The sequence below is a fragment of the Acidovorax sp. sif1233 genome, assembly GCF_019218755.1.
Taxonomy (GTDB): Bacteria; Pseudomonadota; Gammaproteobacteria; order Burkholderiales; family Burkholderiaceae_C; genus Acidovorax.
This window is the reverse complement of the sequence record NZ_JAHUWZ010000001.1, coordinates 265,490-290,593: the sequence shown is the minus strand read 5'-3', so window position 1 is coordinate 290,593 and position 25,104 is coordinate 265,490. Positions and strand designations below refer to the sequence as shown.

The following is a 25,104-nucleotide window of genomic DNA, read 5'->3' as shown; positions in this document are numbered from 1 at the left end:
GCTGCTGCTGTTGCATGCCGTCACCTCCTGCGCACGCCACCCGCGGCGCCCATGGCATCGGGGATCACGGTGCTCACGCCGCGCATGCGCAGCGCATACCCCCCGGCGTGCCGCAGGTCCGCGGATTCCAGGGACTCCACGCGCCGGCCGTACTGCGCCGCCACCTGGGTCAAGGTGCGCGTGAAGCGCTGCGTGCGCTGCACCACCTCCTGCGGTGCCCCGCCCCCCAGCTCCACCACCGCGTCGCTGTCGAGCCTGGCGCGCCAGCCGCCCCGGCCGGTCAGTTCCAGGGACTCGACCTCCAGCCCCAGGGGCTTGAACACCGGTTGCAGCAGCCCAAACATCTGCAGCACCTCGGGGGAACTGCCCGCAGGGCCCAGCAGGCGGGGCAGGCCGTCCTGCTCCACATCGCCCACGTTGGCCTCGAACACCTCGCCCTGCCGGTTGACCATGGCCGAGCCGCTCTCCGGTCCCCAGTACGCCACGGCCTCGTGTTCCTGCAGCTCCACCTGCAGGCTGCCGGGGTAGACCCGCCGCACCTCGGCGCGGCGCACCCAGGGCACTTGCTCGAACGCCGCGCGCGCGGCGCGCAGGTCCACCGTGAAGAAGTTGCCCGCGAGGTGCGGCGCCACATTGGCCCGCAGGGTGACGGCGTTGTTGTGCACCAGCTCCCCCTGCACCACGATGCGCGCGATCGCGAAGCCCGGATAGCGCAGCATCCACCAGGCACCCGCCGCCAGCACGAGCAGGGCGCAACCCACGAACAGGACCGACGCGGTCAGGTTCATGAGCTTGACGTCCAGCGGTGCGGGCAGCGCGGAGTTCATTTGGCGGCGGCTCCTTGCGTGTCGAGCACGGCATCGGCCAGGATGCGCAGGCACAGCTCCTCGTAGCTGATGCCCGCAGCGCGCGCGGCCATGGGCACGAGGGAATGGCCCGTCATGCCCGGCGAGGTGTTCATCTCCAGCAGAAAGGGCTTGCGGTCGCTGGCGCGCAGCATCAGGTCGGCGCGGCTCCAGCCCCGGCAGCCCAGGCTGCGGTAGGCGTCCAGCACGATGCGCTGGATCTCGCGCTCTTCCGCTTCGGGCAGGCCGCTCGGGCACTGGTATTTCACGTCGTCGGTGAAATACTTGTTCTGGTAGTCGTAGGCACCGTCGGGCGCCACGATGCGGATCACGGGCAGCGCGCGCGCGCCGGCGCCCTGGCCCAGCACGGCGCAGGTGACTTCCTCGCCGTCGATGAATTCCTCGCAGAGCACATCGGGGTCGTATTTCGCGGAGAGCTGCACGGCCTCCTGCATGTCCGAATAGCCGCGCACCTTGGTCACGCCGATGGACGAGCCTTCGCGCGGCGGCTTGACGATGAGCGGCAGGCCCAGCTCGTCGGGCACGGTGCGCACCACCTCGCGCTGCTGGCGGTCGGGCGCCAGCCACACGTAGCGCGGCGTGGGCAGGCCCTCGGCCAGCCACACCCGCTTGGTCATGACCTTGTCCATCGCGATGGCCGAGGCCATCACGCCCGGGCCCGTGTAGGGGATGCCCAGCAGTTCGAGCGCGCCCTGCACCGTGCCGTCTTCGCCATGGCGGCCGTGCAGCGCGATGAAGCAGCGGGCATAGCCGTCGCGCTTGAGATCGCCCAGCGGGTTCTGCGCGGGGTCGAACGCATGCGCGTCCACGCCGCGCGAGCGCAGGGCTTGCAGCACGCCGCTGCCGGACATGAGGGACACCTCGCGCTCGGCCGAGTCGCCGCCCATCAGCACGGCCACCTTGCCCAGGGACTTCACATCAAAATTCGAATCAAAAAGGGTCATAGCGCGCTCCCCTTCAGCGCCTTAAGCTCATTATTTTGTAGCAATTCAACCACCTTGCCGGGCACGGCGCCGATGGAGCCCGCTCCCATGCACATCACCACGTCGCCGTCCTTCGCGTTGTCGGCGATGGCCTGCGGCAGGTCGGCCACGTTGTCGATGAACACCGGCTCCACGCGGCCGGCCACGCGCAGAGCGCGCGCCAGTGAACGGCCGTCGGCCGCCACCACGGGCGCCTCGCCGGCGGCGTACACCTCGGTCAGCAGCACGGTGTCGGCATGGCCGATGACCTTCACGAAATCCTCGAAACAGTCGCGCGTGCGGCTGTAGCGGTGGGGCTGGAAGGCCAGCACCAGGCGGCGGCCCGGGAAGGCGCCGCGCGCCGCCGCCAGCGTGGCGGCCATCTCCACCGGGTGGTGGCCGTAGTCGTCGATCACGGTGAACTGGCCGCCATCCCGGGCGGGAAGGTTGCCGTAGCTCTGGAAGCGCCGCCCCACCCCCTTGAAGCCGGCGAGAGCGCGCTGCACGGCCTCGTCGGGGATGTTCAGCTCCACGGCGATGGCGATGGCCGACAGCGCGTTGAGCACGTTGTGCTCGCCCGCGAGGTTGAGCACGATGTCCAGGTCCGGCAAGGTGACGCCGTTGCGCCGCTGCACGGTGAAGCGCATCTGCCCCGCCTCGGCGCGCACATTGATGGCACGCACCTGGGCATCTTCGGAAAAGCCGTAGCTCGTGATCGGGCAGGTCACGCTTTGCAGGATGTCGCGCACGGCCGGGCTGTCCACACACAGCACGGCCGTGCCGTAGAACGGCATGCGGTGCAGGAAGTCGACGAACGCGCCCTTGAGCCGGCCGAAGTCGTGCCCGTAGGTGTCCATGTGGTCGGCGTCGATGTTGGTCACCACGGCCATCACGGGCAGAAGATTCAGGAACGAGGCATCCGACTCGTCGGCCTCGACCACGATGTAGTCGCCGCTGCCCAGCTTGGCGTTGGCCCCCGCGCTGTTCAGCCGCCCGCCGATCACGAAGGTGGGGTCCAGGCCCGCCTCGGCCAGCACGCTGGTCACGAGGCTGGTGGTGGTGGTCTTGCCGTGCGTGCCCGCGATGGCGATGCCCTGCTTCAGGCGCATCAGCTCGGCCAGCATGAGCGCGCGGGGTACGACCGGGATCTTCTTTTCCCGGGCTGCGAGCACCTCGGGGTTGTCGGGCGTGACGGCCGTGGACGTGACCACGGCATCGGCACCTTCGATGTGCGCCGCCGCGTGGCCCAGGCAGGTCTTGATGCCCAGGCCCTCCAGGCGGCGCAGCGTGGCGCTGTCGGCCAGGTCGGAGCCCGAGATGCGGTAGCCCAGGTTGAACAGCACCTCGGCGATGCCGCTCATGCCGGCGCCGCCCAGGCCGACGAAATGGATATGGCGAATGGCGTGCTTCATGGTGTTGCAAGCTCCTCGCAGGCAGTCACCACCTCGCGGGTGGCGTTGGTTTTTTGCATGTCTTTAGCTTTAAGCGCCACACCCACCAGGGTGGAACGCTGCATATTCAATAGCATCCCGGACAGCCCCTCGGGCGTCAGGTCGCGTTGCTGCACCAGCCAGCCGCCGCCGGCGTTCACCAGGAACTGGGCGTTGGTGGTCTGGTGGTCGTCCACGGCGGAAGGGAACGGCACGAACACGGCCGCCGCGCCCACGGCCGCGATTTCGGTCACGGTGCTCGCCCCCGCGCGGCAGACGATGATGTCGGCCTCCGCAAACGCGCTGGCGGTGTCGTCGATGAATGGCGTCAGCTCCGCATCGACCCCGGCGGCCGCATAGTGGGCGCGCAGCGCGTCGATCTGCGTCGCGCCGCTTTGGTGAACCACGGTGGGGCGTTGTTCGGCGGGCATCAGCGCGACGGCCTGCGGCACGATCTCGTTGAGGGCCCGTGCGCCCAGGCTGCCCCCCACCACCAGCAGGCGCAGCGGGCCGGAGCGGCCCGCAAAACGTTCGGCCGGGCCGGGTTGCCGGGTGAAGGCGGTGCGCAGCGGGTTGCCCACCCACTGGCCCTTCTTGAACACATCGGGGAAGGCCGTGAACACGCGGTCCGCGACACCCGCCAGCACCTTGTTGGCCATGCCGGCCACGGAGTTCTGTTCGTGCAGCACCAGGGGCTTGCCGGCCAGCACGCCCATCATGCCGCCCGGAAAGGTGATGTAGCCGCCCAGGCCCACCACCACATCCGGCTTCACGCGCCGCACCACGGCCAGCGCCTGCCAGAACGCGCGCAGCAGGCGCACCGGCAGCAAAGCCAGCGTGACGAGGCCCTTGCCGCGCACGCCCGAGAAGTCGATGAGCTCCAGCGCGAAGCCGTGCTGCGGCACGATGCGCGACTCCATGCTGCCCGGCGCGCCCAGCCAGTGCACGCGCCAGCCGCGTGCACGCAGCTCCTCGGCGACGGCCAGCCCGGGGAAAATGTGGCCGCCGGTGCCGCCGGCCATGATGAGGGCGGTTTTTTGCGTCATACGCGCCCTCCCCTCATCAACAATTTGTTTTCATAGTCCACACGCAAGACCACGGCCAATGCCACCAGATTCATCAAGATGGCGGATCCGCCGAAGCTCATCAGCGGCAGCGTGAGCCCCTTGGTGGGCAGCGCGCCCAGGTTCACGCCCATGTTGATGAAGGCCTGGAAGCCGATCCAGATCGCCACGCCCTGCGCCACGAGGCCCGCGAACACGCGGTCGAGGGCGATGGCCTGGCGGCCGATGTGCATGATGCGGCGCGTCATCCACAGGAACAGCACGATGAGCGTGACCACTCCCACCAGGCCGAACTCCTCGCCGATCACGGCCAGCAGGAAGTCGGTGTGGGCCTCGGGCAGCCAGTGCAGCTTTTCCACGCTGCCGCCCAGGCCCACGCCAAAGATCTCGCCGCGCCCGATGGCGATCAGCGAGTGCGAGAGCTGGTAGCCCTTGCCCAGGGCGTGCTCCTCGCTGAACGGATCCAGGTAGGCGAACACGCGCTCGCGCCGCCAGGGGGAGCTGGCGATCATGATGCCGAAGGCCGCCACCAGCACGCCCGCGATCAGGAAGAACATGCGGGCGTTCACACCGCCCAGGAACAGGATGCCCATGGCGATCACGGCCACCACCATGAAGGCCCCCATGTCCGGTTCGGCCAGCAGCAGCACGCCCACGATGGCCACGGCGGCGCCCATGGGCAGCACGGCGCGGAAGAACCGCTCCTTCACGTCCATCTTGCGCACCATGTAGTCGGCCGCGTAGATGAGCACGGCGAACTTGGCCACCTCGGAGGGCTGAAAGCCGATGGGCCCGAGCGACAGCCAGCGCCGCGCGCCATTGACCACCTTGCCCACGCCGGGAATCAGCACGGCCACCAGCAGCAGCAGCGCCACCACGAAGAGCCAGGGCGCCATGCGCTCCCACAGCACCATGGGCACCTGGAAGGCCAGCAGCGCCGCGACGAAGCCGACCACGAGGTACATCACGTGGCGGGTAAGGAAATGGGTGGAGGCGTAGTTGGCAAAACGCGGGTTGTCCGGCATCGCGATGGAGGCCGAATACACCATCACCAGCCCCCAGGCGAGCAGCGCCACCACCACCCACAGCAGCGCCTGGTCGAACCCGAGCACGCTCGCCGGCGTGCTGGTGGTGCGGGGCCGGTAGTCGGTGCCGCCCACGCGCACCGGCAGCACGTCCACGGCCTTGCCGGGCAGGCCGCCGAACCAGCCCGCCACGCGCTGCAGGAAGCTGCTGGCCGGTGCACTCATGCCGCGCCTCCTGTCGCATCGTCCGCCAGGGCCTGCACCGTGTCGCAGAAGACCTGGGCTCGGTGCTCGTAGCCCCTGAACATGTCAAAGCTCGCGCAGGCGGGCGACATCAGCACCGCATCGCCCGCATGGGCGCGCTGCGAGGCCAGTTCCACGGCCTGCGGCAGGGTCTCGGCGTCGACCAGTGCCACGCCGCTGTCCTGCAGCGCGGCGCGGATCTGCGGCGCATCGCGCCCGATCAGCACCACCGCGCGCGCATGGCGCGCCACGGGCGCGGCCAGCGGAGAAAAATCCTGGCCCTTGCCATCGCCACCCAGAATGACCACGATGCGGCGCTCCGCGCCCAGGCCGGTGAGGGCCGCCACCGTGGCGCCCACGTTCGTGCCCTTGCTGTCGTCGAAGTACTCGACGCCGTGGATGACGGCCACGGGCTCCACGCGGTGCGGCTCGCCCCGGTACTCGCGCAGCCCGTACAGCAGGGGCGCCAGCGTGCAGCCTGCCGCCGATGCCAGCGCCAGTGCGGCCAGCGCGTTCACGGCGTTGTGGCGGCCCCGGATGCGCAGCGCGTCAGCGGGCATCAGGCGCTGGATGTGCAGGTCCTCTGCGGCCTCGTTGCGGCCGCGCTTGCGGGTTTCGTCCGCATCCATGGCACGCACCAGCCAGGGCATGCCGCTCACCACCTCGATGCCGAAGTCGCCGGGGCGCTGGGGCATGTCGGCGCCAAACGTCAGGTGCTCGCGCACCTGGGGCTTTTGCAGCTTGACCTTGACCGGCGGCGGCAACATCTGCATCACGGCCGCGTCCTCGCGGTTCAGGATCATGAGCCCGGCCTGGCCGAAGATGCGCGCCTTGGCCGCCGCATAGGCCACCATGTCGCCGTGCCAGTCCAGGTGGTCCTGCGTGATGTTGAGCACGGTGGCCGCCGTGGGCTCGAACCCGGTCACGCCGTCGAGCTGGAAGCTTGAGAGTTCGAGCACCCACACCTCGGGCAGCGTGCCCGCGTCGATGTGGCTGGCGAGCGTGTCGAGCAGCGTGGGGCCGATGTTGCCGGCCACGGCGACGCTCTGGCCCGAGCGCTCCACGAGCTGCCCCGTGAGCGAGGTCACCGTGGTCTTGCCGTTGGTGCCCGTGATCGCCAGCACCGCCGGGGCGTAGCCGTGCGAGGCCTTGAGCGCAGCCAGCGCCATGGAATACAAGCTCAATTCACCACCAGCGCTTATTCCACAAGCGCTGGCAGCTACCAAAACAGGAGCAATTGTCTGAGGACTCAAACCCGGTGAGCGGTAGACCGCATGCAGGTCCTGGCCTTCGACCAGGCTGGCGTCGAAGCCACCGGCCACAAAACGCACCTGGGGCAGCTCCTGCTGCAGCACCGCGAGCTGCGGCGGCGCGGCGCGCGTGTCGGCCACGGTGACCTCGGCGCCACAGCGCACGCACCAGCGCGCCATGGCCAGGCCCGAGGCGCCCAGGCCCAGGATGAGGATCTTCTGGCCCAGCAGCGGACGCAGGCCTTCGCCGGGCCGGCCCAGGGGCTCGGCGGGCCCATCGGCTGGAGCGTCCTGCGTGGCTTCTTCTTCATCAGCCACCTGCGGCAGCGCAGACGCGGCCTCGGGGGCCGCCACCTCGGCAAAAATCTGCGCCACGAAATCGGCGGCGGCCTTGGCGGCGGAGACCGCGGGCGGCTTTTCAGGGTCCCAGGCATTGGCCGCCGCGTTGGCTGCGCGTGCGCCTGTGGCGGGCCCGGGAGCCCCGGCCGTGCCATCGGCGCTTGCCGCAGGTTCCGTCGCGCCGGCCGTGGCGTCCATGGGTTCGGCGGCGGACAGCGCGCCGGGCCCGGCCACGTCGGTCACGCCTGGATCGCCCGGCACCACATCCGCCGTGGACCGCTCTGGTGGCAGCTCCACCTCCGGCGTTGCGGCAGGCGCATCCATGCCCGTGGCCGCCACGGGAGGATCGGCTGGTGCCGCCGGGATGAGGGGATCGTCCGGGTTCATCGCAGTTTCAATGTGGACAGGCCGATGAGGCACAGCAGCATGGTGATGATCCAGAAGCGCACGACCACCTGGGTCTCCTTCCAGCCGCTCTTTTCAAAATGGTGGTGCAGCGGCGCCATCTTGAGCAGGCGCCGGCCTTCGCCGTAGCGCTTCTTGGTGAACTTGAACCAGGTCACCTGCAGCATCACGGACAGCGCCTCGACCACGAAAATGCCGCCCATGATGGCCAGCACGATCTCCTGGCGCACGATGATGGCGATGGTGCCCAGCGCCGCGCCCAGCGCCAGCGCGCCCACGTCGCCCATGAACACCTGCGCGGGGTGCGCGTTGAACCACAGGAAGGCCAGGCCCGCGCCCGCCATGGCCGCGCAGAAGATCAGCAGCTCCCCCGAGCCCGGGATGTGCGGAAAGAACAGGTACTTGGAATACACCGAGCTGCCGGTGACGTAGGCGAACACGCCCAGCGCCGAGCCCACCATCACCACGGGCATGATGGCCAGGCCGTCCAGCCCGTCGGTCAGGTTCACGGCATTGCTGGAGCCCACGATCACGAGATAGGTCAGGATCACGAAGCCCAGCACTCCGAGCGGGTAGCTGATTTCCTTGAAGAACGGCAGCTGCAGCCCCGCCTTGGGCGGCAAATCGAGCGAGAAGCCCGATTGCACCCAGCCCACGAACAGCTCCCACACCTTGGCGTTGGAGCTTTCCGAGATGCTGAACACGAGGTACAGCGCGGCGATCAGGCCGATGACCGACTGCCAGAAATACTTCTCGCGCGAGCGCATGCCCTCGGGGTCCTTGTTGACCACCTTGCGCCAGTCGTCCACCCAGCCGATCGCGCCAAAGCCCAGCGTGACGATGAGCACGATCCACACGAAGCGGTTGGACAGGTCGAACCACAACAGGGTCGAGATCGCGATCGACAGCAGGATGAGCACGCCGCCCATGGTGGGCGTGCCGCTCTTGGACAGGTGCGTCTGCATGGCATAGCCCCGGATGGGCTGGCCGATCTTGAGCGAGGTGAGCACGCGGATCACCTTGGGCCCCGCGATGAGGCCGATGAGCAGCGCCGTCATGGCCGCCATCACCGCCCGGAACGTGAGGTACTGGAACACGCGGAAAAAGCCGAACTCGGGCGACAGGCCCTGCAGCCATTGCGACAGCATCAGCAGCATGCGGCACCTCCCACGGGCGGCCGCGCCCCACGGACGCAGGCTCCGACTGCTGCTTCCAGCACGCTCTCAATGCGTTGCGCCATGGTGTCCCTCCCGTGCCTGCGTCGGCGGTTGTCGCTCTTGTTGTTCCTGGTTGTCCTGCGCTTGCGCGGCAGAGGCGATCGCCTCCACCACCTGTTCCATCTTCATGAATCGAGATCCCTTGACCAGCACGCTGCCCACCGTGGGCAGGGCCTGGCGCACCGCATCCAGCAGCGCGCCCCTATCGTTGAAATGCCGGGCCACACCGCCGTTGCCCTCGCCAAAGGACGTGGTGGCGTGCACCGATTGGTCTCCCAGCGCAAAGAGGCAGGGGATGCGGGCCGCGCGCGCATGCGCACCGGCCTCCGCATGGAACTGCGGCCCCTGGTCGCCCACCTCGCCCATGTCGCCCAGCACCAGCAGCTGCGGGCCGGGCAGTTCGGCCAGCACGTCGATGGCGGCGCGCATGGAGTCGGGGTTGGCGTTGTAGGTGTCGTCCACCACGGTGACCTCGCGGCCCGCGATGCGCACGCTGAAGGCGCGCGAGCGGCCCTTGACCGGCGCGAAATCGTTCAGCCCCTGCGCAATGGCGGCCAGCGGTGCGCCCGCCGCCAGCGTGCAGGCCGCGGCCGCCAGCGCGTTGGCCACGTTGTGGCGCCCGGCAATGTGCAGCTGGGTGGCCACCTCGCCCCGCGGCGTGGCCAGCGTGACGGCCCAGGCACCCTGGCCCCACGCAGCCTGTGCGCAGGCCACATCGCCGCCTTCGCCAAAGGTGACGGTGCGGCGCCCCGGCGCCATCGAGCGCCAGAGGGCGGTGTAGGCATCCCCCGAAGGAAACACCGCCACGCCGTCGGCGGGCAGGCTGGCCAACACGGAGCCGTTCTCGCGCGCCACCGCCTCCACCGTGTGCATGAACTCCAGGTGCTCGCGTTGCGCGTTGTTGACCAGTGCCACCGTGGGCCGCGCCATGGCGGCCAGCGTGGCGATTTCGCCCGGGTGGTTCATGCCCATCTCGATCACGGCCGCCGCATGGCCGGCACGCAGGCGCAGCAGTGTCAAAGGCACGCCGATGTCGTTGTTGAAATTGCCCTGCGTGGCAAACGCGGCCTCGCCTTTCCAGGCGCGCAGGATGGACGCGATCATCTGCGTCACCGTGGTCTTGCCGTTGCTGCCCGTCACGCCGATCAACGGAAGGCCAAACTGCGCGCGCCAGCCCGCGGCCAGCGCGCCCAGCGCGGCCAGGCTGTCCGGCACCTCGATGCCGGGCAGGCCGGCGGCTTGCAGGCCGCCATGGGCGATGGCGGCGGCGGCGCCACCGGCGCGGGCATCGGCCAGGAAGGCGTTGGCGTCAAAGCGTTCGCCCTTGAGCGCCACGAAAAGGTCGCCCGCCTGCAAGCTGCGCGTATCGGTGTGCACGCGGGCCAGCGGCGTGGCCCCATCGCCCACCAGGCGCGCGGCGGGAATGCGCGGCTGCACCAGGGCCAGCGCCTGCTGCAGGGTCATCATCACGGCCGGGGTGGCGCTCATGGGCGTGCTCCACGGGCCTGCAGCGCGCTCTGCGCATGGGCCATGTCGGAGAACGGCACGCGCACGCCCGCCGTCTCCTGGGTGTCTTCATGGCCCTTGCCGGCGATCAGCACCACATCGGCGGGCGCGGCCTCGGCCACGGCCAGGGCGATGGCGGCGGCACGGTCGGGCTCGGCACGCACCACGTTGCTGGCGATGGTGCCTTGCAGGATCTGGTGCAGGATGGCCGCGGGGTCTTCGCTGCGCGGGTTGTCGCTGGTCACGACCACGAGGTCGGCCTGCTGCTGCGCCACGGCGCCCATCAGGGGGCGCTTGCCCGCATCGCGGTCGCCGCCGCAGCCGAACACGCACCAGAGCTTGCCGCCGCGCTCCCGGGCCACCGGGCGCAGCGCCTGCAGGGCCTTGTCCAGCGCGTCGGGCGTGTGGGCGTAGTCCACGGCCACCAGGGGTTGCCCGGGGTGGTGGATCCGCTCCATGCGGCCGGGCACGGGCGAGAGCTGGGCGCAGGCGTAGAGCGCGTGCTCCAGCGGCACGCCCAAGGCGCGCAGCCCGGCCAGCACGCCCAGCAGGTTGGAGACGTTGTACTGCCCGATCACGCGCGTCTGCAGCACATGCGTGTGCACGCCCTCGGCCACCGTGAAGGAGAGGCCGCCCTCGCCCATGGCGATGTCACGCGCCGCGAGCCGCGCGGGGCCGGTGATGGAAACACTCCACAGGTCCAGCAGCCGGTCCGCCAGCGAGGCATGCAGCTCGGCACCGCGCGGGTCGTCGATGTTGACCACCGCGGCCTGCAGGCCGGGCCAGTCGAACAGCATGCTCTTGGCCTGCCAGTAGGCGGCCATGCCGGGGTGGTAGTCCAGGTGGTCCTGCGTGAAGTTGGTGAACAGCGCGACGCGGATGCGCGTGCCCGCCATGCGGTGCTCGGCCAGCCCGATGGACGAGGCCTCGATGGCGCAGGCCGTGCGGCCCGCATCGGTGAACTGCTGGAACGCGCGCTGCAGCCGCACCGGGTCGGGTGTGGTCATGCCCGTGCTGGTGAGTGCGGGCGGTGTGCCCATACCCAAAGTGCCTACCAGCGCACATCCACCTTGCGGAATAAGCTCATTTTTTGATAGCACATTGAGCGCTTCGGCCAGCCACCAGCTGGTGCTGGTCTTGCCGTTGGTGCCCGTCACGGCCAGCACATCCAGGCGCTGCGTGGACTGCCCGAACCAGTCGGCCGCGATGAGGCCGGTGGCCGCCTTCAGGCCATGGAGCGCCGCCACCGGCAAGCCTTCGAGCGCAAATGCCTCCACGCCCTCATGCTCCACCAGACAGGCCACGGCGCCGCGCGACAGCGCGTCCGCGATGTGGGCGCGGCCGTCGGTCGCGGCGCCGGGCCAGGCGATGAAACCGTCGCCGGGGCGCACCTGCCGGCTGTCGGTCTGCAGCGTGCCGGTGACCCGCTCGCGCAGCCAGGCGACGGCGTCGTGCACCGAGGCGAGCAAAGGCAAGGCCGTTGTCATAGCGATTCCTCCACCTCTTTGGCCACGATCTGCGGCTTGACCGCCATGTCCGGCTGCACGCCCATCATGCGCAGCGTCTGCTGCACGACTTCGCTGAACACGGGCGCGGCCACGGCACCGCCGTAGAACACGCCGTTGCTGGGCTCGTCGATCATCACGGCCACGATGATGCGCGGCTTGTCGATGGGCGCCATGCCGGTGAACCATGCCCGGTACTTGCCCGAGGCGTAGTTCTTGCCCACCTGCTTGCGCGCGGTGCCGGACTTGCCGCCCACCGAGTAGCCCAGGGTCTGCGCCTTCTGGCCGGTGCCGCCGGGGCCCGCGGCCATCTGCAGCATCTTGCGCACCTGGTCGGCGGTGCGTTCGGAGAACACGGGCACGCCCAGGGCGGGCTCGGAGGTCTTGAACATGGTGGCCGGAATCACGCGGCCGCCATTGGCGAACACCGTGTACGAGCGCGCCATCTGGAACAGGCTGGCCGACAGGCCGTAGCCGTAGGACATGGTGGCCTGCTCCACCGGGCGCCAGGTCTTGTAGGGGCGCAGGCGCCCCGTCACCACGCCAGGAAAATGCAGCTGCGGCTTCTGGCCGAAGCCCGCGGCCGAGAAGGTCTCCCACATCTCGCGCGCGGGCATCTGCATGGCGATCTTGGTGGTGCCCACGTTGCTCGACTTCTGGATCACCCCTTCCACCGTGAGCACGCCGTGGTTGCTGGTGTCGGAGATGGTGGAGCCCGTGATGTTGATCCGGCCCGGATTGGTGTCCACGATGGTGTCGGGCCGCACACGCCCCGATTCCAGCGCCAGGCCGATGGTGAACGGCTTCATGGTCGAGCCGGGCTCGAAAACGTCGGTGAGCGCGCGGTTGCGCAGCTGCTCGCCCGTGAGGTTCTGGCGCTTGTCGGGGACGTAGCTCGGGTAGTTGGCCAGCGCCAGCAGCTCGCCCGTGTGGGCATCGAGCACCACCACGCTGCCCGCCTTGGCCTTGTGCAGCGCGACCTGGTCCCGCAGCTTCTGGTAGGCAAAGAACTGCACCTTGCTGTCGATGGACAGCTGCATGTCCTTGCCATCGACTGGAGGCACGGTCTCGCCCACGCCCTCGACCACCCGGCCCAGGCGGTCCTTGATCACGCGACGCGAGCCCGCCTTGCCCGCCAGCTCCTTGTCGAAGGCCAGCTCCATGCCTTCCTGCCCGTGGTCTTCCACGTTGGTGAAACCCACCACGTGGGCCGCGGCTTCCCCTTCGGGGTACTGGCGCTTGTACTCCTTGCGCTGGTAGATGCCCTTGATGTCCAGTGCCGCGATCTCCCGGCCCACATCCCAGTCGAGCTGGCGCTTGATCCAGACGAAGGTCTTGTCTTCATCGGCCAGCTTGCGCTGCAACTCGGCCAATGGCATGTCGAGCAGCTTGGCCAGTTGCTTGAGCTTGGCGCGGACCTCGGGCCTGTCCTGCTCCACGTCTTCCGGAATCGCCCAGATGCTGGCCGCCGGCACGCTGGACGCCAGGATCAGCCCATTGCGGTCCACGATCTTGCCGCGGTTGGCCGGCAGCTCCAGCGTGCGCGCGAAGCGCACTTCGCCCTGGCGCTGGAAGAAGGCGTTGCCAAACACCTGCACGTAGGCAGCGCGCCCCGCCAGCCCCATGAAACCCAGCGCGATCGCCGCCACGATGAACTTGCTGCGCCAGACGGGCGTCTTGCTCGCCAGCAGCGGGCTGGAGGTGTAGAGCACGCTGCGGCTCATGGCTGCGCTCCTTCGGTCCGGGACGGCGCCGCACTGGCGGCCGCGGCGGCCGTGGCGGCGGCCACCCCTTGGGGGTCGGACACATACTGCGTGATGGCCGGCGTGGCCGTGCGCATGTTGAGCTGCGCGCGCGCGATCTTCTCCACGCGCAGCGGCGTGGCCTGCGCACGCTTTTCCACCTGCAGGCGCTGGTGTTCGGTTTCCAGGCGGCGCGCCTCGGCGGTGGCGCGGTCGAGCTCGGTGAACAGGCGGCGCGACTCGTACTGGGTGTGCACGAGATAGATCGCGCTGGCCAGCACGGCCACCAGCAAGACGACGTTGAGCCTTGTCATGTCAGTTGCCTGCCACGCCGCAGCATGAAACCGCCACGGCCCCACCCAGGGACACCGGGCCAGGGCCGTTGCGCAGCGAGGGCGTCGTCCCCCTGGAGGGGGAAGGCGCGAAGCGACTCGGGCGGCGCTTCATCACTGCACCTCGGTGCGCTCGGCCACGCGCATGATGGCGCTGCGCGAACGGGGGTTGGCCGCCACTTCGGCGGCACCGGGCTTGATGCGGTCCAGGGCCACGAGCTTCATGGCCTGGGGCGCGGCAAAGGGCGCGCGGCGGTCGTAGACCTCCTTGGAGTGTTTGGCGATGAACTGCTTGACGATGCGGTCTTCGAGCGAATGGAAGCTGATCACCACCAGCCGCCCGCCCGGCTGCAGCACCGAGAGGCTGGCCTCTAGCGCCTGTTGCAGCTCTTCAAGCTCGGCGTTGATGAAAATCCGAAGAGCTTGAAATGTGCGCGTTGCAGGGTTCTGGCCCGCTTCGCGGGTTTTGACCGCGCCAGCCACGAGGTCGGCCAGTTCGGCGGTGGTTGCAAGAGGACCCCGTTCTTCGCGCCGAGCAACAATCGCCTTTGCAATGGGGCCAGCAAACCGTTCTTCACCGTAGTCACGTATCACCTCCGCAATCTGACCGACTTCGGCCGTGGCCAACCAATCGGCCACGCTTTCGCCGCGCGTGGTGTCCATGCGCATGTCCAGCGGGCCGTCAAAACGGAAACTGAAGCCCCGCTCGGGGCTGTCGATCTGGGGCGAGCTCACGCCCAGGTCCATCAGCACGCCCGCCGCACTGGCGGGCGGAAGGTCGGCCAGATGGCGAAAACCCTCGTGCCGAATGGAAAAACGCGCATCGGTGATGCGCGTTGCTTCGGCAATGGCTTCGGGGTCCTTGTCAAAGGCGACAAGGCGCCCCTGCGGCCCCAGGCGAAGCAGGATGAGGCGCGAATGCCCCCCGCGCCCGAAGGTCGCGTCCACCCAGGTGCCCGCGGGCGTGGCGCCGGCGCCGCCCAGCAGGGCATCCACGGCTTCTTCGAGCAGGACGGTGGTGTGTTGCAAGGAGGATGTCACCGCGCGCCTTAGAAGGAGAAGTCCTTGAAGACATCCGGCATCTCGCCCTGCATGGCCTTGGCCTCCTGCTCGTCGTAGGTGGCCTTGTCCCAGAGTTCGAAATGGTTGCCCATGCCCAGCAGCATGGTGTCTTTGGAGATACCGGCCGCCTCGCGCAGCTCGGGCGAAACCAGCACGCGGCCCGTGGCGTCCATCTCCACATCCATGGCATTGCCCAGGAAGATGCGTTTCCACCACTGGGCGGACATGGGCAGCTGGGCGATGCGCTCGCGGAACTTCTCCCACTCCGGGCGGGGGAAGACCATGAGGCAGCCGTGCGGGTGCTTGGTGATGGTGAGCTGGCCGGACGCCGTGGCCGCGAGGACGTCACGATGCCGGGTCGGCACGGACAGCCGACCCTTCGCATCGAGACTCAGCGACGAAGCACCTTGAAACACGGACGGATTTCCCAACTCGGTTTTTGCGCCTCGCCGGTCCGTGCAATGGACCTGGAGGGCACTTTTCACCACTTAATTGCACTTTTTTGCACTGTAGCAGGAAAAGCACACCGAACAAGGGGGTGTCCAACAAACTTTTGCAATGAAATCAATGACTTAGGCGCGACTTTGTAGGCACAGGAAAGCCAAAAGTCGTTGAAAAAGAAGCACTTAGAGAGGCCTATGAAAGTGACCTCTCAAGGCTTGACCGAGTGGTCACAGGATGTAGCGCGACAGATCCTCGTCCTGGCTCAGCGTCTGCAGGCGGGCGTCCACGTAGGCGGCGTCCACGGTGACCGTCTGGCCCGACAGGCGCGTGGCATCAAAACTCACCTCGTCCAGCAGGCGCTCCATGACGGTGGACAGGCGGCGCGCGCCGATGTTTTCGGTGCGTTCGTTCACCTCGAACGCGATGTGCGCCAGGCGCGTGATCCCCTCGGGCGCGAACTCGAGCGTGACGCCCTCGGTCGCCAGCAGGGCCTGGTACTGCTTGACCAGGGAGGCATGGGTCTGCGTGAGGATGGCCTCGAAGTCCTTCACCGACAGGGATTCCAGCTCGACCCGGATCGGGAAACGCCCCTGCAGCTCGGGAATGAGGTCGCTGGGCCTGGACAGGTGAAAGGCACCGGAGGCGATGAACAGGATGTGGTCCGTCTTGATCATCCCGTACTTGGTGGACACGGTCGTGCCCTCCACCAGCGGCAGCAGGTCGCGCTGCACGCCCTGGCGCGACACGTCGGCGCCGCTGGTCTCCTGGCGGGCGGCCACCTTGTCGATCTCGTCGATGAAGACGATGCCGTTCTGCTCGGCATTGGCGACGGCCCGGGCCTTGATCTCGTCCTCGTTGACGAGTTTGCCAGCCTCTTCGTCGGTGAGCAGCTTCAGGGCCTCGGCGATCCTGAGCTTGCGCGTCTTGCGCTTGTCCTGCCCCATCTGGCTGAACATGCCGCGCAGCTGCTCGGTCATTTCCTCCATGCCCTGGGGCCCCATGATCTCCAGCTGGGGGCGGCCCTCGGCCACGTCGATCTCGATCTCCTTGTCGCCCAGGGCGCCTTCGCGCAGCTTCTTGCGAAACACCTGCCGCGCCGTGTTGTCCGCCGCGGGCTCGCTGCCTGCCGCGGCCCGGGCCGGCGGGATCAGCACGTCGAGGATGCGCTCCTCGGCCGCATCTTCGGCGCGGGTGCGCACCTTCTTCATCTCGGACTCGCGGGTCTGCTTCACCGCCATTTCGGCGAGATCGCGGATGATGGAATCCACATCCTTGCCCACATAGCCCACCTCGGTGAACTTGGTGGCCTCGACCTTGATGAAGGGCGCGTCGGCCAGCCGGGCCAGGCGGCGCGCGATCTCGGTCTTGCCCACGCCGGTGGGACCGATCATGAGGATGTTCTTGGGCGTGATCTCCTGGCGCAGGCTGCCCTCGACCTGCTGGCGGCGCCAGCGGTTGCGCAGCGCGATGGCGACCGCGCGCTTGGCGCTGGCCTGGCCCACGATGTGGTGGTCGAGTTCGGAGACGATTTCCTGGGGGGTCATGGACGACATACAGGTCTTCCTGGTATCAAATGAGGCTCCAGCGCATGCTCAACAAGCGCCAACAGCTATAAAAAACAGAGCAAACCGCTCCGGGGCATCCCCGGGGGCAGGACCATCCCGCGCGCTCAGAGCGTCTCGATGGTGTGGTTCATGTTGGTGTAGATGCACAGTTCGCCGGCGATTTCGAGCGATTTCTTGACGATGTCCTGCGCGGACAGATCGGTGTTCACCAGCAGCGCCTTGGCGGCCGAGTGCGCATAGGCGCCGCCCGAGCCAATGGCCACGATGCCCTGCTCTGGTTCGAGCACATCGCCGTTGCCCGTGATGATGAGCGACGCGCTCGCATCGGCCACCGCCAGCATGGCTTCCAGGCGGCGCAGCACGCGGTCGGTGCGCCAGTCCTTGGTGAGCTCGATGGCCGCGCGCGTGAGGTGGCCCTGGTGCTTTTCGAGCTTGGCCTCGAAACGCTCGAACAGCGTGAAGGCATCGGCCGTGGCCCCCGCGAAGCCCGCGAGCACCTTGCCATGGTAGAGCTTGCGCACCTTGCGGGCCGTGCCCTTGACCACGATGTTGCCCAGGGTGACCTGGCCGTCGCCGCCAATGGCCACTTGGATGCCTGCCGGGGTCTCGCGGCGCACGCTCAGGATGGTGGTGCCGTGGAACACCGGGGATTGGTTTGGTGATGAGTCCATAGCAGCCGCAGATGGGGACAGGCCCCCATTTTGCAAGCACACCGCCACCAGGGGCGCTGCGCGCGGCCAGCGGACGCCTTCGAACGGGCCTGGCCCGGCCCGCCAGCGTCGTCCGCCTTCCCGCGCGCCGCGCGGCAGAAGGGGCGGAGGCCGCGGTTCCAGGCATGCCTGCCCGGGCAGGGCGGTTCCGAAGAGCCGCCGTCTCTGGCGGCCGCACCGAGCGGAGCAGCCGGCCAGGGCGTGGCCCTAGTTCTTGCGGGGCACCACCCAGGCGTGCTCGTTGATGCCGATCACATTGAAGAAGATGGCCACCAGCCGCTGCAGGTTGTGAAACTGGATCACATGGCCCTGGCCCTGCTGCTCGGCCGCCCAGTTGAGCACCGAGCCCGCGGCGGCAAAGTCCACGCGGATGAGCTTGTCGCACACAATGGTGAGCGGCACGCCGGGCCGCAGGAGGGCCTGGAAGGGCTCCAGCAGCGGCGTGGCATCGCCGTCGATGTGGCCGCTGAGCTGGGCCACGGGCCCCGTGTCCGCGGGCGCGGGCACCGACTCGCCCAGGTCGGACGCCATGAAGTCGCTGTCCACCGACAGCGGCGCGGCCCCGGAAGACACGCCCTCGTTGTCCGAATATCCGCAGCGCGGCGATACCCAGGAGGGCGGCGACACCTCGTAGGTCACGCAGTAGTCGAGCGCGACCAGTTCGAACTCGTCGGGCTTGCCCATGAGCCGCAGCGCCGCCATGCGCAGGCGCCACCACTCAGGGCTGGTGGCACGGTCTCCGGACTGGGTCTTGGCGTCGAGCAGCGCATTGAGCTTCTCGACCCCCGAAAACACCAGTTGCCCGTCACGCTCGGCCCACTGGGTGAACTGGTCGGCCAGCAAAGGCACCGCGGCTTCGTCGATGGCGGCCAGGCGCGTCCAGGACAGCGTCCAGGGGGATGCGGCGCGGGCCAGGGAGGCCTGCAGCGCGGCGACGGACGACACCGCCAGGGAAGCCGGGGCATTCCAGCTGAAATCGCGGCGCACCGCGCCGGCCGGCGCGGCGCCCGTGGCACCGGGCGCCGCCGCGGCGGCAGCCGGCGCCATGCCCAGCTGCTGCGGCATGGAGAACCACAGCGGCGCCGAACGGCTGTACTGTGCGGCGAAGTCGATGGCCAGGGTGTCGAACCGGTCGTGCTGACCGGTTGCGCGGTACAGGTCGAAGAGCGTCATCCAGATTTCGAGTTGCTCTTCGGGATCATCCTGCTGGTGCTGGGCCAGCACGTCGAGCAGGCCGGACTCTGCCCCCGCGTGGTCGCCATTGGCGAACCGGATGGCGGCTTCTTCTAGATCGGGTTCGTGCACGAATTCCTCCGGTTCGGATGCCGGCGCTGGCGTTGCCGCTGTAGCCGCCGCAGGGCTGAAGGACGCTTCGCCCGGGCCTGGGCCCGCGAGCATTTGCGCATCGGTGCCGCCAAACCGGCCAATCGCCATGCTGTCATCGGCAAACAGCGGCTGGACACCGGCGGCCTGGTTGTTGTTGTCGCCCAGCGGCGCAGGCAGGCTGCCGGGCGCGGTGGGCGCGTAGGCCCTGGCGTGCGCGGAATCCGTCGTTGCCGCGCTGGGGGGCTCGGGCATGACGCCCGGCTGGGTGGGCGCCTCGGCCCCTTGCTTGCTCTTCCACCACTGCTGCGACATCTGCGCCTCGATCTCGTCGATCTTCTTGAGCGTCACGGCGCGTTCGTCGGGCGACGCCATGCTGCTCTGGAAGAACGACGGCCTGGCGGTGGGGTCCTCGGTGCGCTGCCCCTGCAGCACCTCGCGCTGGCGCAGCTTGCGCAACTGATCGAACTCGCGGCGCCGCACGAAATCGTTGCGGCGCTTGCGCTCGATCATCTCCTTGAGCATCTGCTTGCTGTACTGGCTCTCCCGGTCATTCTGCGCGGAGTCCAGCTCCGTCCAGTTGACCGTGGGATTGCGCACAAACCGCACCACCTTCGAAAGCAGTCCGCCAGGGGTGGTTTCTTCCTTGCTCATGGCTCAGGGCGCGCGTGGGGATCAGGCCGGGCGGCCAGGTCAATCACCAAACATCTTCTGCTTGAGTTCGCGGCGCTGCTGCGCTTCCAGCGACAGCGTGGCCGTCGGGCGGGCGATCAGGCGGCCCACGCCGATGGGTTCGCCGGTCTCATCGCAGTACCCATAGTCGCCCGCGTCGATGCGGGCAATGGACTGCTCGATCTTCTTGAGCAGCTTGCGCTCGCGGTCGCGGGTGCGCAGCTCCAGGGCATGCTCTTCCTCGATCGTGGCGCGGTCGGCGGGATCGGGCACGACGACGGTGTCTTCACGCAGGTGCTCGGTGGTTTCGCCGGCGCTGTTGTGGATGTCCTGCTTGAGCTGCACGAGCTTCAGGCGGAAGAACGCCATCTGCTTGTCGTTCATGTACTCGCTGTCAGGCATGGCCATGACTTCGGCGTCGGTCAGCTCGGCGGCGGACTTGGTCTTCCAGTTGTTCGCCAGCTTGGGGTCTTTTTTGGCAGCCGTATAGGTGGGCTGCGCTTGCACGGTCGTGGGCATGGTATGTAGATAACTGGCTTTGGCAGCGGTCGAAGCCACTGTCTGTGCCATGGATGGTACGGTCAATTGGGCCAATCGGGAAGAAGGCCGGGTTGTGCGCACGGGTACCTGCGAACCGGCCTGCAGCACGGGTGCTGGAGCGGGAGTCGCCACGGCCGCCGGGCTGGCGGCGACCTTGGGTGCTGCAGCCGGCTTGGCGGCAGCCTTCGCGCCAGCCTTGGTTGCCGCAGGGGCGGCGGCGGTTTTCGCCGCGGCAGGGGTTGCCTTGGTGGCCCCCTTGGATTTGCTGGTGTCGGCTTTCACTTCCTGGTCTCCTCGCAATACGGGCGGGCCCCAGCCGCATTCGCAGCCAAGGGCGGGTGGCAAGCCTTCCGGGGTTTTACCGGGGCGCGATTGTATCGACCTGGGCTGACGCAAACGGAAACGTTGCAGATACAACACAAACCAGCCGCCAACCCCCTGCCCTCGGGCCGCCCCGCCGGGGTCAGACCAGGCTCTGCTCCAGCCCCTGCAGAAAGATGTCCTTGGGCAGGTCGATGCCAATGAAGACCATCTTACTGGTGCGCGGCTCGCCTTCGGCCCACTGGGGGCCCAGGTCGCTGCCCATGAGCTGGTGCACGCCCTGGAAGATCACCTTGCGCTCGGTGCCCTTCATGTTCAGGACGCCCTTGTAGCGCAGCATGCGCGGGCCATAAATGTTGACAATCGCCCCGAGAAAATCCTCCAGCTTGGCCGGATCGAACGGCCGCTCGGAGCGGAAGACGAAGCTTTTCACGTCGTCATCGTGGTGATGGTGGTGGCGGTGCCCGTGGTCGTGCTGGTGCGAGGGGTGGCTGCAGTGCTCGCCATGCTCGTGGTCATGGTCGTGGTGGTCATGGCCGTCGCCCTCTTCCTTGAGGAACTCGGGGTCGATGTCCAGCTTGGCATTGAGGTTGAAGCCCCGCAGGTCCAGCACTTCCGACAGCGGCACCTCGCCGAAATGCACGGCCTTGATGGGCGCGCGCGGGTTCATGTGCTTGAGGCGATGGATCAGCGCGTCGGTTTCCTCGGCGCTGACCAGATCGGTCTTGGACAAAAAGATCTGGTCGGCAAAGCCCACCTGGCGGCGCGCTTCCTGGCGGTCGTTGAGCTGCTGGGGCGCGTGCTTGGCGTCCACCAGCGTGATGATGGAATCGATGAGGTAGGTCTCGGCGATCTCCTCGTCCATGAAGAAGGTCTGCGCGACGGGGCCGGGGTCGGCCACGCCGGTGGTCTCGATGACGATGCGGTCGAACTCCAGCAGGTTCTTGCGCTTCTTGGCGGCCAGCAGCTGCAGCGTCTCGCGCAGGTCTTCGCGGATGGTGCAGCAGATGCAGCCGTTGCTCATCTGCACGATCTGCTCCTTGGACTCGGTCACGAGGATGTCGTTGTCGATGTTCTCTTCGCCGAATTCGTTCTCGATCACGGCGATCTTCTGGCCGTGGGCTTCGGAGAGCAGGCGCTTGAGCAAGGTGGTCTTGCCCGAGCCCAGGAAGCCGGTGAGGATGGTGACGGGGATCAATGCCATGTTTCTTGTCCTTCAAGGGATGAACCCATGCGCTGCACCCGGCACTGCGGGCCGGGTGTGCGTGGCGCAAGGGGTTGTTTTCAGTGTACCGACGCTGTCAAGCCCTTGCCGCGCTCAGCCCTTGCGCATCACCACCAGCCCCTTGAGGTACTCGCCTTCGGGGAATTCCAGGGTCATCGGGTGGTCGGGCGCGCCGCCCAGGCGCTCCAGGATGAAGCCGTCCACGCCCGCGTCGGCGCCCGCAGATGCCACGATCTTGTGGAACAGGTCGGCGCTGATGCCGCCCGAGCACGAGAAGGTGAACAGCACGCCGCCCGGCGTGAGCAGCTGCAGCGCCAGGCGGTTGATGTCCTTGTACGCGCGTGCAGCGCGCTCGGCGTGGGCCGCCGTGGGCGCGAACTTCGGCGGGTCGAGCACGATGGCGTCGAAGCGCCGGCCTTCCTTGAGGAACTGGCGCAGCGAGGCGTTCACGTCCGCGTCCAGGAAGCTCGCGTGGTTCAGGTCGAACCCGTTGAGCGCCACATGGGCGCGGGCGCGCTCCAGGGCGGGGCCGGAGGAGTCGATGGACGTCACATGCCCGTCCGCCGATGCGCCGCTGGCGCGCATGCCGGCCAGCGCGGCCACGCTGAAGCCGCCGGTGTAGCAAAAGCAGTTGAGCACGTCCTTGAAGCCCAGGCGCTGCGCGTAGTCGGCAAAACGCTTGCGGCTGTCGCGCTGGTCCAGGTAGAAGCCGGTCTTGTGGCCTTCGGCGATGTTCAGCGTCAGGTTCCACTGGTGTTCGTGGATGGTGAGCTCGAGCGGCGGGCCTTCGCCGGCGCCCGGCGCGCCCGTGGGGCCGCCGCGCAGCCAGCCGGTGGCGGGCGGGAGGCCTTCGAGCGAGCGCACGCTGGCATCCGAGCGTTCATAGAGCTTGGCCAGGCCCGTCTCGCGCAGCAGGGCATCGGCGATCACGTCCTTCCAGCGCTCGGTCCCGGCGCTGGTGAACTGCGCCACCAGGGTGTCGCCATAGCGGTCCACGATGAGGCCCGGCAGGCCGTCGGACTCGCCGTGCACCAGGCGCACACCGTCGCTTTGTACATCAAAACGGGCTCTGGCGATGATGGAGCGCGCGCAAGCAGCTATGAAAAAAGGAGCATCGATACGCTGCGCCTCGTCAAAGCTCCACACCCGCGCGCGGATGCGCGAGCTGGGGCTGAACGCCGCCCAGGCCAGGAACTGGCCCTCGTGCGATTCCACGCGCACGGTCTCGCCGCTGTCGCCGCCGCCCTTGGCGATGGCCGATTCAAAGATCCAGGGGTGGCGGCGCAAGAGCGAGCGCTCTTTGCCAGGGCGAAGGCGAAGGGTTTTCATGATGGGGCGATTGTCGCGTGAATGGCCCCACGCCAGCCCCGGGGCTGGCGCCAGCGCGTCAGAGCGCGTGCCCGATGCGGCCCAGGCGCGGCGCCCAGTTTTCCAGGATGTCGGCCGACACCAGCACGCGCCGCGCCTGGCCGATGAGCAGGTGACGCGGGACGAAGCCGATGTAGCGGGAGTCCGCGCTGTTGTCGCGGTTGTCGCCCAGCACCAGGTACTGGCCCTCGGGCACCGTCACCGGGCCGAAGCTGCGGTGTGCCGTCACGCCCTGCAGCCATTGCACCCGGCGCTCGTGGCCCTGCAGGTGCTCCGTCCAGCGGGTGGCGGGCACCTGCGCGCCCAGCTCGGCCAGGTGTTCGGTCACCGCCTCGGGCGCGTCGTAGCGTGCGGCCTCGCCGTTGAGGTACAGCACCTCGTCGCGCATCTCCACCGTGTCGCCCGGCAGCGCCGCGATGCGCTTGATCAGCCGCGTGCCATCGCGCGGTGACGAGAACGTGACCACATCGCCCCGCGCGGGCTCGCCCAGGCGCGCCAGCACCACATCGGTGAGCGGCAGCTTCAGGTCATAGGCCAGCCGGTTGACGAACACCACGTCCCCTTCGAGCAGCGTGGGCCGCATGGACCCCGAAGGAATCGGATTCCAGTCCGCCACCGCCGTGCGAAAGATGCCGAAGCACAGCAGCAGCACGAGGAACCCACGGTTCGATTTGATCCATTTCAGCAGCATGGCGAGACACTCCAAGGCGCCCTACAGCAAGCACCCCTTGCTCGGATGCACGGCGTCACATCTTGGTTCCGTGGCACCGGCCCACGGCCGCAGCCCACCGGCATGCCCGATCAGCGCCAGAAGCCGTCCACACGCCACCAACGCCCGCAGCGCGCACCGCCCCCACCAGTGCACCCGTGGAACCGGCTGTGCCGGGCCACCGGGTGCGTCCCCCTCCGGGGGAAGGCGCGCAGCGCCTCAGGGGGGCTTCTTTCTCGCCCGAGGATGCGCCGCGTCATACACCTTGGCCAGGTGCTGGAAATCGAGCCGCGTGTAGACCTGCGTGGTGGTGATGTTGGCGTGGCCCAGCAGCTCCTGCACCGCGCGCAGGTCGCCGCTGCTTTGCAGCAGGTGGCTGGCGAACGAGTGGCGCAGCATGTGCGGGTGCACCGGCGTGGTCAGGCCCGCCTGCTGGCTGCGCTGGCGCAGGCGCAGCCAGATCGACTGCGCCGTGAGCCGCTTGCCGCGCTGGCCGACGAACAGTGCGGTGTCAAGCCGCGCTGATCCTTCACCGCCGAAGGGCGTGGCCCGCAGTAGCAACCAAGCCTGCAGCGCTGCAGTGGCCGCGCGCCCCACGGGCACGCTGCGGCGCTTGCTGCCCTTGCCGAACACATGGGCCTCGCCGGCCTGCAGGTCCACCCAGCCCCGGCCCAGGCGCTGGGTGTCGGCGTTGGGGATGGCGTCGAGCCCCGCGAGTTCGCCCACGCGCAGGCCGCAGCCATACAGCAGCTCCACCATGGCCGCATCGCGCGCCTCCAGCCAGGGGTCGGCGCCGGTGTTGTCGAATTCGGCCAGCCGCACGGCGTCGTCCACCCCCAGCGCCTTGGGCAGGGGCTTGGGCGCCTTGGGGGCACGCACGTCCTGCACGGGGTTGTGCGGAATCAGCCCCTGCCGCCCCGCCCAGATGAAAAACCCGCGCCAGCCAGAGAGGATGAGCGCAATCCCCCGCCCGCTGCGCCCGCCGCTGTGCATCTGCGCCACAAAACGGCGGATGTGCGCGGTCTGCAATTGCAGCAGCGGCACGCCCACCCCCGCCGCAAACTGCGCGAGCTTTTCAAGGTCCAGGGTGTAGAGCGTGAGCGTGCGCGCCGCCAGCCGCTTTTCGACGCGCACATGCTCCAGGTAACGCAGGACGTGCGGGTCCGGGGGAATCTGTGTGGCCAGCATGTCGGACACGGGGCATTACCCAGGCAACTGGCGCGCCCCAAGGCCAGCGCCACCGTGGAACCGGCCTTGCCGGGCCGGGGGTGGCGTCCCC

Annotated in this window: 21 protein-coding genes; all 21 read right to left on the bottom strand. The window is 68.4% G+C overall.

The features are described 5' to 3' along the window. Window positions 1–20: 20 nt before the first annotated feature. On the bottom strand, window positions 21–827 hold the full coding sequence (locus KW843_RS01325; protein ID WP_218293301.1) for a cell division protein FtsQ/DivIB: 807 nt from the start codon (window positions 825–827) through the stop codon (window positions 21–23). Then, window positions 824–1,810, bottom strand: a complete 987-nt coding sequence (locus tag KW843_RS01320; RefSeq protein WP_218293300.1) for a D-alanine--D-alanine ligase — start codon at window positions 1,808–1,810, stop codon at window positions 824–826. Before KW843_RS01320 ends, KW843_RS01325 begins: the two co-directional genes overlap by 4 nt. After that, on the bottom strand, window positions 1,807–3,240 hold the full coding sequence (gene murC / locus KW843_RS01315) for a UDP-N-acetylmuramate--L-alanine ligase (protein WP_218293299.1): 1,434 nt from the start codon (window positions 3,238–3,240) through the stop codon (window positions 1,807–1,809). Before murC ends, KW843_RS01320 begins: the two co-directional genes overlap by 4 nt. Beyond that, the gene (murG, locus tag KW843_RS01310) at window positions 3,237–4,304 is read right to left on the bottom strand and encodes an undecaprenyldiphospho-muramoylpentapeptide beta-N-acetylglucosaminyltransferase (RefSeq protein ID WP_218293298.1); all 1,068 of its coding nucleotides are present in this window, start codon (window positions 4,302–4,304) and stop codon (window positions 3,237–3,239) included. Before murG ends, murC begins: the two co-directional genes overlap by 4 nt. Then, window positions 4,301–5,572 (bottom strand): putative lipid II flippase FtsW, encoded by a 1,272-nt coding sequence (gene ftsW / locus KW843_RS01305; protein ID WP_218293297.1) that lies wholly within the window; start codon window positions 5,570–5,572, stop codon window positions 4,301–4,303. Before ftsW ends, murG begins: the two co-directional genes overlap by 4 nt. After that, window positions 5,569–7,566, bottom strand: coding sequence for a UDP-N-acetylmuramoyl-L-alanine--D-glutamate ligase (gene murD, locus KW843_RS01300; RefSeq protein ID WP_218293296.1), 1,998 nt, complete (start codon window positions 7,564–7,566; stop codon window positions 5,569–5,571). Before murD ends, ftsW begins: the two co-directional genes overlap by 4 nt. Next, the gene (mraY, locus tag KW843_RS01295; protein ID WP_218293295.1) at window positions 7,563–8,741 is read right to left on the bottom strand and encodes a phospho-N-acetylmuramoyl-pentapeptide-transferase; all 1,179 of its coding nucleotides are present in this window, start codon (window positions 8,739–8,741) and stop codon (window positions 7,563–7,565) included. The genes murD and mraY overlap by 4 nt, the downstream gene beginning before the upstream one ends. Window positions 8,742–8,807: 66 nt before the next feature. Then, entirely contained in the window at window positions 8,808–10,289 is a 1,482-nt protein-coding gene (gene murF / locus KW843_RS01290) for a UDP-N-acetylmuramoyl-tripeptide--D-alanyl-D-alanine ligase (protein WP_218293294.1), read from the bottom strand. Then, window positions 10,286–11,794: a UDP-N-acetylmuramoyl-L-alanyl-D-glutamate--2,6-diaminopimelate ligase gene (locus tag KW843_RS01285; RefSeq protein WP_218293293.1), complete on the bottom strand. Its 1,509-nt coding sequence runs from the start codon at window positions 11,792–11,794 to the stop codon at window positions 10,286–10,288. The genes murF and KW843_RS01285 overlap by 4 nt, the downstream gene beginning before the upstream one ends. Beyond that, window positions 11,791–13,536 carry a penicillin-binding protein 2 gene (locus KW843_RS01280; RefSeq protein ID WP_218293292.1) on the bottom strand — a complete coding sequence of 582 codons (1,746 nt, stop codon included), beginning with the start codon at window positions 13,534–13,536 and terminating at the stop codon, window positions 11,791–11,793. The genes KW843_RS01285 and KW843_RS01280 overlap by 4 nt, the downstream gene beginning before the upstream one ends. Continuing rightward, complete coding sequence (ftsL, locus tag KW843_RS01275; protein WP_218293291.1) at window positions 13,533–13,868, bottom strand: cell division protein FtsL; 336 nt, start codon at window positions 13,866–13,868, stop codon at window positions 13,533–13,535. The genes KW843_RS01280 and ftsL overlap by 4 nt, the downstream gene beginning before the upstream one ends. Window positions 13,869–14,000: 132 nt before the next feature. Continuing rightward, entirely contained in the window at window positions 14,001–14,927 is a 927-nt protein-coding gene (rsmH, locus tag KW843_RS01270) for a 16S rRNA (cytosine(1402)-N(4))-methyltransferase RsmH (RefSeq protein WP_218293290.1), read from the bottom strand. Between the two features lie 8 nt (window positions 14,928–14,935). Continuing rightward, complete coding sequence (mraZ, locus tag KW843_RS01265) at window positions 14,936–15,364, bottom strand: division/cell wall cluster transcriptional repressor MraZ (RefSeq protein WP_218293289.1); 429 nt, start codon at window positions 15,362–15,364, stop codon at window positions 14,936–14,938. A 255-nt stretch (window positions 15,365–15,619) separates the two neighbouring features. Next, window positions 15,620–16,945, bottom strand: coding sequence for an ATP-dependent protease ATPase subunit HslU (gene hslU / locus KW843_RS01260; protein ID WP_218293288.1), 1,326 nt, complete (start codon window positions 16,943–16,945; stop codon window positions 15,620–15,622). Between the two features lie 116 nt (window positions 16,946–17,061). Then, on the bottom strand, window positions 17,062–17,628 hold the full coding sequence (gene hslV / locus KW843_RS01255; protein ID WP_218293287.1) for an ATP-dependent protease subunit HslV: 567 nt from the start codon (window positions 17,626–17,628) through the stop codon (window positions 17,062–17,064). Between the two features lie 246 nt (window positions 17,629–17,874). Further along, complete coding sequence (locus KW843_RS01250; protein WP_218293286.1) at window positions 17,875–19,644, bottom strand: STAS domain-containing protein; 1,770 nt, start codon at window positions 19,642–19,644, stop codon at window positions 17,875–17,877. Window positions 19,645–19,683: 39 nt separating this feature from the next. Further along, window positions 19,684–20,484: an RNA polymerase-binding protein DksA gene (dksA, locus tag KW843_RS26955; RefSeq protein ID WP_218293285.1), complete on the bottom strand. Its 801-nt coding sequence runs from the start codon at window positions 20,482–20,484 to the stop codon at window positions 19,684–19,686. 181 nt (window positions 20,485–20,665) lie between these two features. Beyond that, complete coding sequence (locus KW843_RS01240) at window positions 20,666–21,727, bottom strand: GTP-binding protein (protein ID WP_218293284.1); 1,062 nt, start codon at window positions 21,725–21,727, stop codon at window positions 20,666–20,668. A 114-nt stretch (window positions 21,728–21,841) separates the two neighbouring features. Continuing rightward, window positions 21,842–23,077 (bottom strand): class I SAM-dependent rRNA methyltransferase, encoded by a 1,236-nt coding sequence (locus tag KW843_RS01235; protein WP_218293283.1) that lies wholly within the window; start codon window positions 23,075–23,077, stop codon window positions 21,842–21,844. 58 nt (window positions 23,078–23,135) lie between these two features. Further along, window positions 23,136–23,807 carry a signal peptidase I gene (gene lepB, locus KW843_RS01230; RefSeq protein ID WP_218293282.1) on the bottom strand — a complete coding sequence of 224 codons (672 nt, stop codon included), beginning with the start codon at window positions 23,805–23,807 and terminating at the stop codon, window positions 23,136–23,138. A 237-nt stretch (window positions 23,808–24,044) separates the two neighbouring features. Beyond that, complete coding sequence (locus KW843_RS01225) at window positions 24,045–25,013, bottom strand: tyrosine recombinase XerC (protein ID WP_218294386.1); 969 nt, start codon at window positions 25,011–25,013, stop codon at window positions 24,045–24,047. Window positions 25,014–25,104 lie beyond the last annotated feature (91 nt).